Genomic DNA, 14,617 nt, shown 5'->3' with positions numbered 1-14,617 from the left:
TGTCGAAAAATTTTGATACATTCTTACCCGGCGGTCTTTGGACAGGAGAACCCTATGAAAACCGGCACTGTGACCCTGATGATTGCCCTCTGTTTGCCGGTCACGGTTTTCGCTACCACTCTTCGTCTTTCAACCGATATTGACCTGCTGGTACTGGACGGCAAAAAGGTTTCCAGCTCACTCCTGCGCGGCGCGGACAGCATTGAACTCGACAACGGTCCGCATCAACTCGTTTTTCGGGTTGAGAAGACCATCAGTCTCTCCAGCCATGAGGAACAGCTCTACATTTCCCCACCGCTGGTGGTAAGTTTTGACACTCAACGTGTGGGCCAGGTCAATTTCCATCTCCCGCGCCTGGAAAGCGACCGCGAAGCCAGCCATTTCGATGCCGCGCCGCGTCTGGAACTGTTGGATGGCAACGCGATGCCAATCCCGGTACAACTGGATATCCTCTCCATTACCTCAAAAACAAAAATCATTGATTTTGAAGCAGAAACGGAGCGCTACAATAAATCGGCACAACGCGCCTCCTTACCCCAGTTTGCCACGATGATGGCCGACGACAGTACCCTGCTTTCGGGGGTCTCAGAACTGGATACCATTCCGCCGCAATCTCAGACACTCACAGAACAGCGCCTGAAATACTGGTTTCGCCAGGCAGATCCGCAAACCCGCAACAGCTTTCTGCAGTGGGCGGAGAAACAACCCTCTTCATGATGTCTTCGACGCATCCGGCTTTTTTTTCGTCTTTCTCTTGCAGCGTCAGGCACATTCAGTACTCTGTAGCAAAACCCACAATGGAACTGAATGATGGAACTGACGACTCGCACTTTGCCGGCGCGTAAGCATATTGCGCTGGTTGCACACGATCACTGCAAAAAAATGTTGATGAGCTGGGTTGAACGCCACCAGCCGTTGCTGGAAAAGCATGTGCTCTACGCGACCGGGACAACCGGAAATCTCATTCAACGCGCAACGAATATGGACGTTAACGCCATGCTGAGCGGTCCGATGGGCGGCGATCAGCAGGTTGGCGCGTTGATTTCTGAAGGCAAAATTGATGTGCTGATTTTCTTCTGGGATCCGCTTAACGCCGTTCCGCACGACCCGGATGTGAAAGCGCTGCTCCGTCTGGCAACCGTCTGGAATATCCCCGTCGCCACCAACGTTGCCACGGCGGATTTCATCATCCAGTCGCCACACTTCAACGATGATGTCGACGTGCTCATCCCGGACTACCCGCGTTATCTGGCTGAACGTCTCAAGTAATCTCTCGCAGGCGACATTCGTCGCCTGCTGCTTACGCTTTCCTCGCGACCGGAACATCCAGGTCTTTGAGATCCTCGACAAAGCGCGACGGATTCGCTTTGTTATACAGCAACCAGACCCGATGGCGGGCGCGAGTCAGGGCGACATAAAGCAGCCGCCGTTCTTCTGCATCCGGGAAATCTTCCACGACGGGCAGCAACGCCTCTTCCATGATGGATTCACGCGCCGGCGCCGGGAAACCATCGCTCCCTTCCTGTAACCCGACAATGATGACGTAATCCGCCTGTTGTCCCTTGCTGGCGTGGATGGTCATGAAATCAAGCTGCAACTTCGGCCAGCGGGTTGTCGCCTTTTCGAGGCTGGCCGGTTTCAGATGGTGGTAACGGGCCAGTACCAGAATTCGTTCATCAGCTTTCGCGTAACCGGAAAGCTTATCCAGCAGCGCATCCAGTTGCGTGTCGTCCAGCAGCGTGACGGCCTTCTTGTCTCCCGTCGTCAGACTATTGAGCGGTTTCTTCAGTTGATGCGGGTTCTGTTGAATAAAGCGGTTAGCGATTTCACCAATTCGATTGTTGAAACGATAGGTGGTGTCGAGGTCACAGCGGTCACCGTCCCCGAAGGTCTGATGGAACGCGGTCGTCAGTGAAAGCTGTGCGCCGCTAAAACGATAAATGGCCTGCCAGTCGTCCCCGACGGCAAACAGCGTGGTATGACTGTTTTGCTTACGCAGCGCGGCCAGCAGCGCCGCACGCTGCGGGGAGATATCCTGAAATTCATCCACCAGAATATGCTTCCACGGACTGATAAAACGCCCTTTTTCCAGAATCACAATGGCCTGATGGATCAGACCGGAAAAATCGACGGCGTTTTCCGCTTTCAACGCGCTTTTCCAGGCTTTCAACAAAGGTGCCATCAGCTTCACGCGCTTGCTGAACAGATCCCGAATCTCTTCCGGTGCGCTGGCGATCATCTCCGCCTGGGCACCGCCATGCATGCACATCAGACTCACCCAGCGATCCAGCCGCGAGGCCAGACGGCGCTGAAGTTTTTCATCGTCCCAGAAATTGCCTTCCGGCACCGTCCACTGCATCTCCTCTTCCAGCCACTGCCGCCACCCCTTCGCCTGCGCTTTTTTCTCACTGCATTGCTGACGCCAGGTACTGATAAACAGTTTATGTCGCGCGGCGGTGTCGTTTTCAAGCTTACTGATGGTCGGGACTTTTTTGCTACCCTGCTGGATGATATGCAGCGCCAGGGCATGGAACGTCCGCGCCGTTATCTCCTCGGTATGCAGCCGCTCGCGGATACGCTCGTCCATCTCCTGCGCCGCTTTACGACCAAAGGCCAGCAGCAGGATCTGTTCAGCCGCCGCTTCGCCCCGCGCCAACAGCCAGCCCGCACGCGCCACCAGCACCGATGTTTTGCCACTCCCTGCCCCAGCCAGCACCAGCAAAGCATGTTCGCCGTTGACTACTGCTCTGGCCTGAGCCGGATTGAGCGGCGACGATTCCACCTGCTGGAAGAAATCAGCGTATTCCGTCAACATCGTTTCGGTGTATGCCTGGTTATGCTGCAGGCGACACGCTTCAATATCGTTCAGCCACGCCTGACACTGCCGCAGCGCATCACGGCAGTTATCAAACTCTTCCAGCCGATTAACCGGCAGCGGCAGCGCGGCAAACGCCCGCAGGATCTGCTGCTGTAACCCCGTCGTCTGCTCGCGCGTCAGCCAGGCATTCTGCCCGGTTCGCACGGCAATTAAATTCAGTTGTTCCTGCAGTACGCCGGCCGCGACGTCACTCATTTCCTGACTCCACTGCTGCCAGCGGGTATTCAGATGGTGATGGAAACGCTGGGTTTCAGCCCACTCGGTGCCGTGCAGTCGTACGACTTTTTCATCCGGCAGTACAAATTCAAGTTCCCCCCACACCAGCCCACGCTTACAGTGAATCGCCAGTAACTGATTGAAGGGAATAAGATACTCATGGCGATCGCCCGACACTTTAATGCCGGCATTCAGGATCACCGCCCGATCGTAAGGGTGTTGCGCCAGACGTTTTCCAATAGAGGTTGCTTTCAGTTCCATGACTCAGCCGATCCAGACAAAGCGTATTTCTTCTCAGTGTAACCGCCAGAGAATAGGTGCTCCAGCCCAAAAAAACGTTACAATTGCCAGAAATCATAGAAAACCAGAATCAACCGAGGGTCTATGCGTACCGTTCTGAATATTTTGAATTTTGTGCTGGGCGGATTTGCCACCACACTGTCCTGGTTCCTGGCGACGCTGGTCAGCATTGTGCTGATCTTCACCCTGCCGCTTACCCGTTCGTGCTGGGAAATCACCAAACTGTCGCTGCTGCCTTACGGAAATGAAGCGGTCCATGTCGATGAACTGGATCCGGCCGGAAGAAACGTGCTGATGAATACCGGCGGGACGTTGCTGAATATATTCTGGCTGATCTTCTTCGGCTGGTGGCTGTGCCTGATGCACATTGCCACGGGTATCGCCCTGTGCATCACGATCATTGGTATTCCGGTTGGCATTGCAAACTTTAAAATTGCTGCGATTGCACTGTGGCCAGTGGGACGTCGCGTCGTCTCCGTGGAAGTCGCACGTGCGGCACGTGAAGCGAACGCCCGCCACCGTTTTGAATCATCAGGACGCTAAGTCAGTATGTTAAGTCCCCTGCTTCGCCGCTATACCTGGAACAGCACCTGGCTGTATTACGTGCGTATTTTTATCGCCCTCTGCGGAACCACCGCGCTGCCCTGGTGGCTGGGCGATGTCAAACTAACCATCCCGCTGACGCTGGGAATGGTAGCGGCAGCGTTGACCGATCTGGACGATCGGCTCGCGGGCCGCCTGCGAAACCTTATCATCACGCTCATCTGCTTTTTTATCGCCTCCGCCTCGGTCGAGTTGCTGTTTCCTTACCCGTGGCTGTTCGCCATCGGACTGACGCTCTCCACCAGCGGCTTCATCCTGCTCGGCGGTTTAGGGCAGCGCTACGCGACGATTGCCTTCGGCGCACTGCTGATAGCGATATACACCATGCTCGGCGCGTCTCTGTACGCCCAGTGGTATCAGCAACCGCTTCTGTTGCTGGCGGGTGCTATCTGGTACAACGGGCTGACGCTTACCGGTCATCTGCTGTTCCCCATTCGTCCTCTGCAAGACAATCTGGCGCGCAGCTACGAACAACTAGCGCACTATCTGGAGCTAAAATCACGTCTTTTTGACCCGGATATTGAAGATGAAAGCCAGGCGCCGCTTTATGACTTAGCGCTGGCCAACGGCCAGCTGATGGCGACGCTGAATCAGACGAAAGTGTCCTTGCTGACTCGGTTGCGTGGCGACCGGGGCCAACGCGGCACGCGGCGTACTCTGCATTATTATTTTGTGGCGCAGGATATTCACGAACGCGCCAGCTCCTCGCATATTCAATACCAGACCCTGCGCGACCATTTTCGTCACAGCGACGTGATGTTCCGCTTTCAACGTCTGATGTCGATGCAAGGCCAGGCCTGTCAGCAACTGTCGCGCTCTATTTTGCTACGCGTCCCTTACCAGCACGATCCGCATTTTGAACGCGCCTTCACGCATCTCGATGCAGCGCTTGAGCGGATGCGGGCCAGTGGCGCCAGTGCCGATCTGCTGAAAACGCTGGGATTTTTACTGGCTAATTTGCGCGCTATTGACGCGCAACTGGCGACGATTGAATCTGAGCAGGCGCAGGCCATGCCGCGCAATGAATCAGAAAGCCAGCTTGCCGATGACAGTCCGCACGGGCTCAGCGATATCTGGCTACGGTTGAGCCGCAACTTCACCCCGGAATCCGCGCTGTTTCGTCATGCGGTCAGGATGTCTCTGGTCCTGTGCGTCGGCTATGCGATCATTCAGATAACCGGCATGCATCACGGTTACTGGATCCTGCTGACCAGCCTGTTTGTTTGCCAGCCTAACTACAATGCCACGCGACACCGCCTTGCGCTGAGGATCATCGGGACGCTGGTCGGGGTGGCGATTGGGATCCCGATTTTATGGTTCGTTCCGTCACTGGAAGGCCAGCTCATTTTACTGGTGATCACCGGCGTCCTGTTCTTTGCCTTTCGCAACGTCCAGTATGCGCACGCGACCATGTTTATTACGCTGCTGGTCCTGCTGTGTTTCAACTTGCTCGGCGAAGGGTTTGAAGTCGCCCTTCCCCGTGTGATTGATACGCTCATCGGCTGCGCCATTGCCTGGGCGGCGGTCAGCTTCATCTGGCCGGACTGGCGTTTCCGTAACCTCCCGCGGGTGATGGAAAGAGCGACCGAGGCCAACTGCCGCTATCTGGATGCCATCCTGGAACAGTACCATCAGGGACGCGACAATCGACTGGCATATCGGATTGCTCGCCGCGATGCCCATAATCGCGATGCGGAACTGGCCTCTGTGGTGTCGAACATGTCCAGTGAACCCGATGTGACGCCACAAACGCGTGAAGCGGCGTTCCGTTTGCTCTGTCTCAACCATACATTCACAAGTTATATTTCTGCATTAGGGGCGCATCGTGAGCAGCTCACTAACCCCGACGTGCTGGCATTACTGGACGATGCGGTCTGTTATGTTGATGATGCGCTACATCATCTCCCGACCGACGAAGAGCGTGTGCAGCAAGCGCTGGCTGAACTGAAACAGCGCATCCAGCATCTTGAGCCGCGCCCGGACAGCAAAGAACCCCTGGTGATTCAGCAAGTTGGTTTGCTGGTAGCCCTGCTGCCGGAAATGGGTCGACTGCAGCGACAAATCACTCAATCTTCTCCACTGACATCGGCGCAGGCGAAAGCGACTTAACCCACAAAGCAAGCTCCTGGCGGCGTGTCGCCGGGAGCGCGGCTTCATGAATGCCATAAATGGCGCCTTCAAGATTAAACAAAACCTTGTCGGTGATGGACTTGTTAATCTGTCGAAGCCGCAGCCAGCACATTTTGGCCCCCAGCATTCGCAAGGTGGCGACGTCGTAGATCCCCGCTTCATTCAGTAAACTCTCCAGATGAAAGGTCATATTTGGGAGATCCTTAAGCCGCTGCTGTGAACTGCGGGTCAACTTCTCCTGCAACGCGGCATCCAGTGAAAACTTCGATAACTGGATCAACTGCTGCTGGTCGCGCCACAGACTGTCATCGACCTGATAATAGTTGAGCATCACCGGGCGTCCGCGTTTGAGAAAAGTCAGCCAGACAGGGGAATGTTGCACGCAATACTGTACGCTTTGCTCACAGGCACGCAGATAAAGCTCACCATTCGCGACCATCGCAAAGACGGTATTCTTGATAGTCAGACTGTAGCTACCGAACAGTGAACGGAAATGAATCGTCCCCAGAGAAGATAAATATTCCTGTGATTTATAGATCCTGCCATAGGAGTGTACTTTCATAAAATTCCCTTTTAAATCATAAAGTAAAATAATAATTTGTTGTCGCGGATCCGTTAATGACGAAAATAGGCAACTTATTCTCAGGGGGCAAGTTGTATTTCGCTTTTACCGCTACCATGAATAAAAAATGCGAGACTGTTTCCGAAAATAAAGTTGATCTTTCACGACATCAGGGTTACTGTACATCCATACAGTAACTCACAGGGCTGGATTGATTATGTACACTTCAGGCTACGCAAATCGTTCTCCGTCATTCTCTTCCACATCGAACACGATGGCGCGCGTCTCTTCGGAGAAAGTGTCCACCGGGCTTATCAGCGAAGTGGTCTATCGTGAAGACCAGCCCATGATGACGCAGTTACTGCTGTTACCGCTTCTTCAGCAGTTAGGTCAGCAATCGCGCTGGCAGCTCTGGCTGACACCACAGCAAAAGCTGAGCCGTGAATGGGTTCAGTCTGCTGGCCTTCCGCTCACCAAAGTGATGCAAATTAACCAGCTGTCTCCCTGCCATACGCTGGAGTCGATGATTCGTGCATTGCGCACAGGCAACTACAGCGTGGTGATCGGCTGGCTGACAGAAGAGTTAACAGAAGAAGAACATGCTGAACTGGTCAAGGCTGCGGATGAGGGAAATGCGATGGGATTTATCATGCGTCCCGTGAATGCACACACTCATGCCACGAGACAGCAAACCGGGCTAAAAATTCACTCAAATCTGTATCATTGAGCAAAATTAGGATTTATCCTGGAATTTTTTTTCCCCCGAGACCTTCGTATTGAGGACTAACGTTTTTTTTCTGTGAACGCTTGGCGGACGCGGTTCCCGCGAAATCGGGGGAAATATTCTGATGTGCAAAATGTTAAATATTATGTATACAAGCTTTTTTTTTTTCATATGCCTGACAGAGTTCACACTTGTAAGTTTTCAACTACGTTGTAGACTTTACATCGCCAGGGGTGCTCGGCATAAGCCGCAGATATCGGTAGAGTAACTATTGAGCTAGTCCCCCGGTGAAGGATTTAACCGTGTTATCTCGTTGGAGATATTCATGGCGTATTTTGGATGATAACGAGGCGCAAAAAATGAAAAAGACAGCTATCGCGATTGCAGTGGCACTGGCTGGTTTCGCTACCGTGGCGCAGGCCGCTCCGAAAGATAACACCTGGTACACTGGTGCTAAACTGGGCTGGTCCCAGTACCATGACACTGGTTTCATCGACAACAACGGTCCGACCCACGAAAGTCAACTGGGTGCTGGTGCGTTCGGTGGTTACCAGGTTAACCCGTATGTTGGCTTTGAAATGGGTTACGACTGGTTAGGTCGTATGCCGTACAAAGGTGACAACATCAACGGCGCTTACAAAGCTCAGGGCGTTCAACTGACCGCTAAACTGGGTTACCCAATCACTGACGATCTGGACATCTACACTCGTCTGGGTGGTATGGTATGGCGTGCAGACACCAAGTCTAACGTACCTGGTGGCGCATCGACCAAAGATCACGACACTGGCGTATCCCCAGTATTCGCAGGTGGTGTTGAGTACGCAATTACTCCTGAAATCGCTACCCGTCTGGAATACCAGTGGACCAACAACATCGGTGACGCTAACACCATCGGTACTCGTCCAGACAACGGTCTGCTGAGCGTAGGTGTTTCTTACCGTTTCGGTCAGCAGGAACAAGCTGCTCCGATCGTTGCACCGGCACCGGCTCCGGCTCCAGAAGTACAGACCAAACACTTCACTCTGAAGTCTGACGTTCTGTTCAACTTCAACAAAGCCACTCTGAAACCAGAAGGCCAGCAGGCTCTGGATCAGATGTACAGCCAGCTGAGCAACCTGGATCCGAAAGACGGTTCCGTCGTGGTTCTGGGCTTCACTGACCGCATCGGTTCTGACGCTTACAACCAGGGTCTGTCTGAGAAACGTGCTCAGTCTGTTGTTGATTACCTGATCTCTAAAGGTATCCCGGCTGACAAAATCTCCGCACGTGGTATGGGCGAATCCAACCCGGTTACTGGCAACACCTGTGACAACGTGAAAGCTCGCGCTGCACTGATCGACTGCCTGGCCCCGGATCGTCGCGTTGAGATCGAAGTTAAAGGCATCAAAGACGTTGTAACTCAGCCTCAGGCTTAATTTCCGTCTTATAAAAAACCCCGCTCTGCGGGGTTTTTTTTCATCTGTCATCAACAAAATGGTGTTAATGCAGCGGGTTACTCTTTGCCCAACAACGCCTGCAGGTCCTGCTTCAGTGAAGACATCTTGCTGGCATACTTCTCTTTATTCTCTGCATCTTCAATGAGCTGCACCACGGTTTCTGATAACGTCTTGCCGCGCCGCTGCGCCAGTCCGGCCAGTCGCTGCCAGACAATAAATTCCAGATCGATCGATTTCTTTCGCGTGTGTTGATGCTCGGCATTGAAATGACGCTTACGCCGCGCGCGTATCGTCTGCTTCATGCGGTTTTGCAACGCAGGATTCAGATGTTCATCAATCCAGAGGTTGACTCGCACCGGCTCATTTTCCAGCGTAAGCAACAAATCCACGGCTTCCTGGGCAGCACTGGCCTCCACGTAGCGGGTAATTAATTCCCCTTCGCGGTGCTTCTTCACCAGGTACTTCCACTTCCAACCGCTTTCAAGATTCTCAAGTTGTTGATATTTCATGGCGATCTCAATGTTACCGTGTCACTCTTATCAGAATATCAGCTTTTTCAACATCTGAAGAAAAGAATCTTCAGGCTGTGAGCCACTCTGCACCCTCCTGTGCGGTTGCTATCGCTTTCCGCGTGTGAAGCGCGGTCGGTTACGCTATAATCGCGTCTTTTACAACAGACTAAAAAACATCAACTTTGACCATTACGAAACTTGCATGGCGTGACCTTGTCCCTGATACCGAAAGTTTTCAGGAGATTTTTGCACAGCCACATGTCACTGAAGAAAACGACACATTACTGAGTGATACTCAACCACGCTTACAATTTGCCCTGGAGCAATTGTTACAGCCCAGAGCCTCATCCCCTTTCATGCTGGCCAAAGCGCCAGAAGAGCTTGAGTATCTTAATCTTCTTGCCGATGCCGCACGTGCCTTACAGCACGATGCCGGTCGCCTGACAGGAGGCCACTACGAGGTCTCTGGTCACACAATTCACTATCGTGACGCTGAGCGGGCTGAAGACAATTTTGCCACCTTATCGCAGGTGGTGATTGCCGACTGGGTTGAGGCAGAACAGCTGTTTGGCTGCCTGCGTCAATTCAATGGCGATATCACGTTGCAGCCTGGACTGGTTCACCAGGCCAATGGCGGCGTGCTGGTTATCTCCCTGCGCACCCTGCTTGCGCAGCCGCTGCTGTGGATGCGCCTGAAGGCCATTGTCAGCCGCGAACGCTTTGACTGGGTAGCCTTTGATGAGTCCCGTCCGCTGCCGGTCTCCGTCCCGTCTATGCCGCTTAAACTGAAGGTGCTGTTAGTCGGTGAGCGCGAGTCGCTGGCGGATTTCCAGGAAATGGAACCTGAACTGGCCGAGCAGGCTATCTATAGCGAATTCGAAGATAACCTACAGATTGTGGATGCCGAATCCATGACGCAGTGGTGCCAGTGGATAACATGGACTGCGAAACGTAACCAGTTACCGTACCCGGCACCCGACGCCTGGGAAGTCCTGGTTCGCGAAGCGGTGCGTTATACCGGCGAACAGGATACGTTGCCGCTCAACCCGCTGTGGATCATCCGGCAGTTCACGGAAGTCGCGCCGCTGTGCGAAGGCGAAACCTGCACTGGTGAACAGCTCAGCCTGATGCTTGCCCAGAGAGAGTGGCGTGAAGGATTCCTGGCCGAACGCATGCAGGATGAGATCCTCCAGGAACAGATTCTGATCGAAACCGAGGGTGAGCGCATTGGTCAGATCAACGCCCTGTCGGTGGTTGAATTTCCAGGCCACCCGCGCGCCTTCGGTGAACCTTCACGTATCAGCTGTGTCGTGCACATCGGCGATGGTGAATTCACGGATATTGAGCGGAAAGCTGAACTTGGCGGTAACATTCATGCTAAGGGAATGATGATCATGCAGGCGTTCCTGATGTCGGAACTCCAGCTCGAGCAACAACTTCCCTTCTCGGCCTCGCTGACGTTTGAACAGTCCTACAGTGAAGTCGACGGCGACAGCGCGTCTATGGCGGAACTGTGCGCGCTGATTAGCGCACTGTCCGATGTGCCCGTCAATCAGAGCATCGCCATTACCGGTTCGGTCGATCAGTTCGGTCGCGCCCAGCCAGTTGGCGGTTTAAATGAAAAAATTGAAGGCTTCTTCACGATTTGCCAGCAGCGCGAACTGACGGGTAAGCAAGGGGTCATCATCCCCTCTTCCAACGTCAGGCATCTTAGCCTGCAACCCGCGCTGCTACAGGCCGTTGAAGAAGGAAAATTCACTATCTGGGCGGTGGATGACGTTACCGACGCACTGCCGCTGCTGTTAAATCTGGTGTGGGATGGTGAAGGCCAGACAACGTTGATGCAAACTATCCAGGAGCGTATCGCCCAGGCGACGCAACAGGACGGACGTCACCGTTTTCCGTGGCCGCTGCGCTGGCTGAACGGGATTTTTCCTAACTGATCGGACTTGTTCAGCGTACACGTGTTAGCTATCCTGCGTGCTTCAATAAAATAAGGCTTACAGAGAACATGGTAGATAAACGCGAATCCTATACAAAAGAAGACCTTCTTGCCTCTGGTCGCGGTGAGCTGTTTGGTGCGAAGGGCCCGCAGTTGCCTGCACCGAGCATGCTGATGATGGACCGTGTCGTCAAGATGACCGAAACGGGCGGTAACTTCGACAAAGGTTATGTTGAGGCAGAGCTGGATATCAATCCAGATCTTTGGTTCTTCGGATGCCACTTCATCGGCGATCCGGTCATGCCAGGTTGTCTGGGACTGGACGCAATGTGGCAGTTGGTGGGATTCTATCTCGGCTGGCTTGGTGGCGAAGGCAAAGGCCGCGCCCTGGGCGTAGGCGAAGTGAAGTTCACCGGTCAGGTACTGCCTACCGCGAAGAAAGTGACCTATCGTATCCACTTCAAGCGTATCGTAAATCGCCGCCTGATCATGGGCCTGGCGGATGGTGAAGTGCTGGTGGATGGCCGTCTGATCTATACTGCGAACGATCTGAAAGTCGGTCTGTTCCAGGACACCTCTGCATTCTGATGACTGACCCGGTAAATGGCCAGACTGCGCCGTTTATCACTGGTTATAAAAGGCGAAACCTCCGCACAGCGGAGGTTTCTTTTTTAAAGAGACAGAATCAGGCCATTACCACCCTGTCAGCCATGGCTTCTCGCCAGCCTCCCAGCCAATACGATCTCTGATTCAGCGTCTGATAGGGACACATTTCTTTCGAACGTCCGGCAATACCGGCTTGATAACCACGTTGATGTGCCCGTTCCAGGCGATCTCGTTTTTGTCTCTTCATGCCTCGTTTCCCTCATACTTATATCTGGTGGAAAAGATAACAGTGATTACGAAGTGTGCAATCACACTAAACGAATACCGCGAATCCCCAGTTCCGTCAATGTACAAAATTCACACGGGTGTCATATTTGTGAGCTAGCGAAAAACCCAGTTGTACAAAAAATGTGAGCCGGAACAAGTTCCTGGGTCATCCCATCGGTAAAAAAAAACCGCCCCAAACGCGCTGTCTGAGACGGTTTTATTTACAAAAATTTAAACTATGGAATGCTCTTCAGCTCCTGGGCGATCGCCGCAGCTTCCTGGCTCCAGACGGTGGCCAGCACTTTCACCATCTCATCGTAGCCATCCTGCGTCTGAACGGCTTCAATGTGGAACGGACGCTTAATGAGACGTCCCTGATGGTTAAGCAGCCACTCACCGCTGACCACCACCTTACCATCATAGCGACCGTGGAAGCCGGTTACCGTTACATTGAGCGTGTCCTGCACGCTGCCCAACGGTTGAGACGCCACCACCCAGCCCGGCAGTTGCGAACTCAGATTGGCAACCAGCGTGTTACGCAATTGCTGATCCAGCGGGCTGGCCCACAGATTGTTATTGGCGATCGCGTACTGCACATCGCTGGTCTGATAGACCACGCCATTTCCGGCCAGATAATCTGGCACCGCAACCTGCTCGACCCACAGCAGACGGTTACCCTGGCTTGCGGTACTTTGCACGCCACCCTGCGCGACAGGAAGCTGGTAATAGCTTTTGTTATCGCCACTGGAACTGCACGACGTCAGCCAGAATGCCATCGCCACCACTAGCCACTTTTTCATTGTTTCGCCCTCTTCGGCTCTGGATCTTTCTTGTCCTTCGCTTCAAACACCAGCGCGTTGCTCTTATCATTCAGCGTTTTCAGCACCGGCTGTAGCTCGCGGAGCACCTGATCAAGACGTTGCATATCGGCCACCATCTTGTTGTAGGCGGCGGAGCCAGGCTGGAAGCCCTGCATGCTACGGTTCAGTTCACGCAACGTGTTCTGCATATCCGCCGGCAGCTGCTGCATCGACTGACTGGAGGTAATCTTGTTCATGTTATCCAGCGTCGTTTGCAGATGTTTCATCGTGCGCTGGCTTTCCGTAAGCGTATTGGTGGCCTGCTCAATCATCGGATTCAACGGCAGATTGTTGATCTTATCCAGCGCTTCCATCAACCGCTGCTGAATTTGCGCCAGACCGCCGCTCACCGTCGGAATGATCTGATAGCCGCCAAACTCGCGGATGCCGGTAATCGGCGGCTCTTTCGGGTAGAAGTCCAGATCGACATACAGCGCCCCGGTTACCAGGTTCCCCGTTTTCAACGAACCGCGTAAGCCCCGTTTCAGCAGGTCGGCCAGGTGAGCCCCCACGTCCGTTTCCTCACCCAGTTGTGCTTTCAGCCGCTCGGGTTCAATGCGCACCAGCACCGGAATGCGGTAATCGTTGTTAAACGCCTGGCGCATATTCGGCGCGAAGAACGGCACTTTACTCACGGTCCCCAGGCGAATACCACGGAACTCCAGCGGCGCGCCCGGTTGCAGACCCCGAATCGAATCTTTGAAGAACATCAGGTAATCGATGTGTTCGGTGAACAACGAATCCTGAATACTTTTCTGATCGTCATACAGGCTGAAGGCGGCCTTCTCGGCAACCGGCTGTCCCTGTTCAAGCCCTTCAGGCACATCAAAGCTGACGCCTCCGCCAAACAACGTCGTCAGCGATCCCATTTCCACCCGCATCCCGGCTGATGTCAGATCAACCGCAATCCCGCTGTCTTTCCAGAAACGGACGTTGCTGGTGACCAGACGATCGTTTGGCGCATTGATGAACAGTTGATAGCTGATGCTGCGTTTTTGCGGATCAAAGGTGCTGGTTTCTACCGATCCGACGCGATAGCCACGAAACAGAACCGGATCGCCCGGACTCAGTTGCCCGGCTTTTTTGCTGTCAAGCACCACGCGGATCCCTTTGGCATCTGGCGGTGCCAGTGGAGGTGAATCCAGCAGATCATACTTCTCCAGTTTGCTGCCTTTATTACCCGGCTGTAATTCGATATAGGCACCAGAAAGCAGCGTGCCTAAGCCGCTGATCCCTTCGCGCCCAACCTGCGGTTTCACCACCCAGAATACGGAGTCTTTGTGCAGCAGTTTTTCCATACCGGCGTTCAGCCGCGCTTTAATTTCAACGTGCGTCAGATCGTCGGTCAACGTGGCGCTTTCGACCACGCCCACGTCAACACTGCGGCTTTTAATGGTGGTTTTTCCGCCCTCAATGCCCTCGGCATTGGTGGTAATCAGGGTTACTTCTGGTCCCTGATGGCTGTAGTGATAGAACAGAACCCATGCCCCAATGAGCGCAGTGACGATGGGAAAAATCCACACGGGAGACCAGTTTTTTACCTTCTGGATTTTGGCTTCCCCACTTTTAGATTCCATGTTG

14 protein-coding genes are annotated in these 14,617 nt (G+C 53.7%); 8 read left to right on the top strand and 6 right to left on the bottom strand.

The annotated features are described in order from the left end of the window. Positions 1–54 precede the first annotated feature (54 nt). The gene (locus tag F384_RS04600) at positions 55–717 is read left to right on the top strand and encodes a DUF2057 family protein (protein ID WP_046478755.1); all 663 of its coding nucleotides are present in this window, start codon (positions 55–57) and stop codon (positions 715–717) included. A gap of 93 nt (positions 718–810) precedes the next feature. Continuing rightward, positions 811–1,269 carry a methylglyoxal synthase gene (mgsA, locus tag F384_RS04595; RefSeq protein ID WP_046478753.1) on the top strand — a complete coding sequence of 153 codons (459 nt, stop codon included), beginning with the start codon at positions 811–813 and terminating at the stop codon, positions 1,267–1,269. Positions 1,270–1,300: 31 nt separating this feature from the next. Here mgsA and helD read toward each other — a convergent pair whose 3' ends face one another. Further along, a complete protein-coding gene (gene helD / locus F384_RS04590; RefSeq protein WP_046478751.1) occupies positions 1,301–3,355 on the bottom strand; it encodes a DNA helicase IV in 2,055 nt (684 codons plus the stop codon). 123 nt (positions 3,356–3,478) lie between these two features. On the opposite strand from helD, the gene F384_RS04585 reads away from it, so the two are divergent. Together F384_RS04585 and yccS are read left to right on the top strand one after the other, a co-directional pair. Continuing rightward, positions 3,479–3,937 (top strand): YccF domain-containing protein, encoded by a 459-nt coding sequence (locus F384_RS04585; RefSeq protein ID WP_046478749.1) that lies wholly within the window; start codon positions 3,479–3,481, stop codon positions 3,935–3,937. Between the two features lie 6 nt (positions 3,938–3,943). Further along, positions 3,944–6,106 carry a YccS family putative transporter gene (gene yccS, locus F384_RS04580; protein ID WP_046478748.1) on the top strand — a complete coding sequence of 721 codons (2,163 nt, stop codon included), beginning with the start codon at positions 3,944–3,946 and terminating at the stop codon, positions 6,104–6,106. Here yccS and F384_RS04575 read toward each other — a convergent pair. Further along, positions 6,060–6,689, bottom strand: coding sequence for a TfoX/Sxy family DNA transformation protein (locus F384_RS04575; RefSeq protein ID WP_046478746.1), 630 nt, complete (start codon positions 6,687–6,689; stop codon positions 6,060–6,062). The two genes, yccS and F384_RS04575, sit on opposite strands and share 47 nt — an antisense overlap. 217 nt (positions 6,690–6,906) lie before the next feature. Here F384_RS04575 and sulA point away from each other — a divergent pair, with 217 nt between their 5' ends. Then, complete coding sequence (gene sulA, locus F384_RS04570; RefSeq protein WP_046478744.1) at positions 6,907–7,416, top strand: SOS-induced cell division inhibitor SulA; 510 nt, start codon at positions 6,907–6,909, stop codon at positions 7,414–7,416. 356 nt (positions 7,417–7,772) lie between these two features. Further along, positions 7,773–8,828, top strand: coding sequence for a porin OmpA (gene ompA / locus F384_RS04565; RefSeq protein ID WP_052746997.1), 1,056 nt, complete (start codon positions 7,773–7,775; stop codon positions 8,826–8,828). A gap of 77 nt (positions 8,829–8,905) precedes the next feature. Here ompA and matP read toward each other — a convergent pair whose 3' ends face one another. Beyond that, a complete protein-coding gene (gene matP / locus F384_RS04560) occupies positions 8,906–9,358 on the bottom strand; it encodes a macrodomain Ter protein MatP (RefSeq protein ID WP_046478741.1) in 453 nt (150 codons plus the stop codon). A 185-nt stretch (positions 9,359–9,543) separates the two neighbouring features. On the opposite strand from matP, the gene F384_RS04555 reads away from it, so the two are divergent. Both F384_RS04555 and fabA read left to right on the top strand, forming a co-directional pair. Continuing rightward, on the top strand, positions 9,544–11,304 hold the full coding sequence (locus F384_RS04555; protein WP_046478740.1) for an AAA family ATPase: 1,761 nt from the start codon (positions 9,544–9,546) through the stop codon (positions 11,302–11,304). Between the two features lie 68 nt (positions 11,305–11,372). After that, positions 11,373–11,891, top strand: coding sequence for a bifunctional 3-hydroxydecanoyl-ACP dehydratase/trans-2-decenoyl-ACP isomerase (gene fabA, locus F384_RS04550; RefSeq protein ID WP_010429339.1), 519 nt, complete (start codon positions 11,373–11,375; stop codon positions 11,889–11,891). 97 nt (positions 11,892–11,988) lie between these two features. On the opposite strand, the gene rmf is transcribed toward fabA, so the two are convergent. The 3 genes from rmf to pqiB all read right to left on the bottom strand — a co-directional run bounded on the left by rmf (position 11,989) and on the right by pqiB (position 14,613). Next, on the bottom strand, positions 11,989–12,156 hold the full coding sequence (gene rmf, locus F384_RS28485; RefSeq protein WP_042320000.1) for a ribosome modulation factor: 168 nt from the start codon (positions 12,154–12,156) through the stop codon (positions 11,989–11,991). A gap of 256 nt (positions 12,157–12,412) precedes the next feature. Continuing rightward, the gene (pqiC, locus tag F384_RS04545) at positions 12,413–12,976 is read right to left on the bottom strand and encodes a membrane integrity-associated transporter subunit PqiC (RefSeq protein WP_046478737.1); all 564 of its coding nucleotides are present in this window, start codon (positions 12,974–12,976) and stop codon (positions 12,413–12,415) included. Beyond that, positions 12,973–14,613 (bottom strand): intermembrane transport protein PqiB, encoded by a 1,641-nt coding sequence (pqiB, locus tag F384_RS04540; RefSeq protein ID WP_046478735.1) that lies wholly within the window; start codon positions 14,611–14,613, stop codon positions 12,973–12,975. The genes pqiC and pqiB overlap by 4 nt, the downstream gene beginning before the upstream one ends. Positions 14,614–14,617: the final 4 nt, after the last annotated feature.

The organism is Citrobacter amalonaticus Y19 (assembly GCF_000981805.1).
GTDB lineage: Bacteria > Pseudomonadota > Gammaproteobacteria > Enterobacterales > Enterobacteriaceae > Citrobacter_A > Citrobacter_A amalonaticus_C.
This window is presented reverse-complemented; position numbering and strand designations above follow the sequence as displayed.

Bases quoted from the DNA above. Each gene is read 5' to 3' on its own strand.
- F384_RS04600 (WP_046478755.1), top strand. From the start codon at position 55: ATGAAAACCGGCACTGTGACCCTGATGATTGCCCTCTGTTTGCCGGTC.
- mgsA (WP_046478753.1), top strand. From the start codon at position 811: ATGGAACTGACGACTCGCACTTTGCCGGCGCGTAAGCATATTGCGCTG.
- helD (WP_046478751.1), bottom strand. From the start codon at position 3,355: ATGGAACTGAAAGCAACCTCTATTGGAAAACGTCTGGCGCAACACCCT.
- F384_RS04585 (WP_046478749.1), top strand. From the start codon at position 3,479: ATGCGTACCGTTCTGAATATTTTGAATTTTGTGCTGGGCGGATTTGCC.
- yccS (WP_046478748.1), top strand. From the start codon at position 3,944: ATGTTAAGTCCCCTGCTTCGCCGCTATACCTGGAACAGCACCTGGCTG.
- F384_RS04575 (WP_046478746.1), bottom strand. From the start codon at position 6,689: ATGAAAGTACACTCCTATGGCAGGATCTATAAATCACAGGAATATTTA.
- sulA (WP_046478744.1), top strand. From the start codon at position 6,907: ATGTACACTTCAGGCTACGCAAATCGTTCTCCGTCATTCTCTTCCACA.
- ompA (WP_052746997.1), top strand. From the start codon at position 7,773: ATGAAAAAGACAGCTATCGCGATTGCAGTGGCACTGGCTGGTTTCGCT.
- matP (WP_046478741.1), bottom strand. From the start codon at position 9,358: ATGAAATATCAACAACTTGAGAATCTTGAAAGCGGTTGGAAGTGGAAG.
- fabA (WP_010429339.1), top strand. From the start codon at position 11,373: ATGGTAGATAAACGCGAATCCTATACAAAAGAAGACCTTCTTGCCTCT.
- rmf (WP_042320000.1), bottom strand. From the start codon at position 12,156: ATGAAGAGACAAAAACGAGATCGCCTGGAACGGGCACATCAACGTGGT.
- pqiC (WP_046478737.1), bottom strand. From the start codon at position 12,976: ATGAAAAAGTGGCTAGTGGTGGCGATGGCATTCTGGCTGACGTCGTGC.
- pqiB (WP_046478735.1), bottom strand. From the start codon at position 14,613: ATGGAATCTAAAAGTGGGGAAGCCAAAATCCAGAAGGTAAAAAACTGG.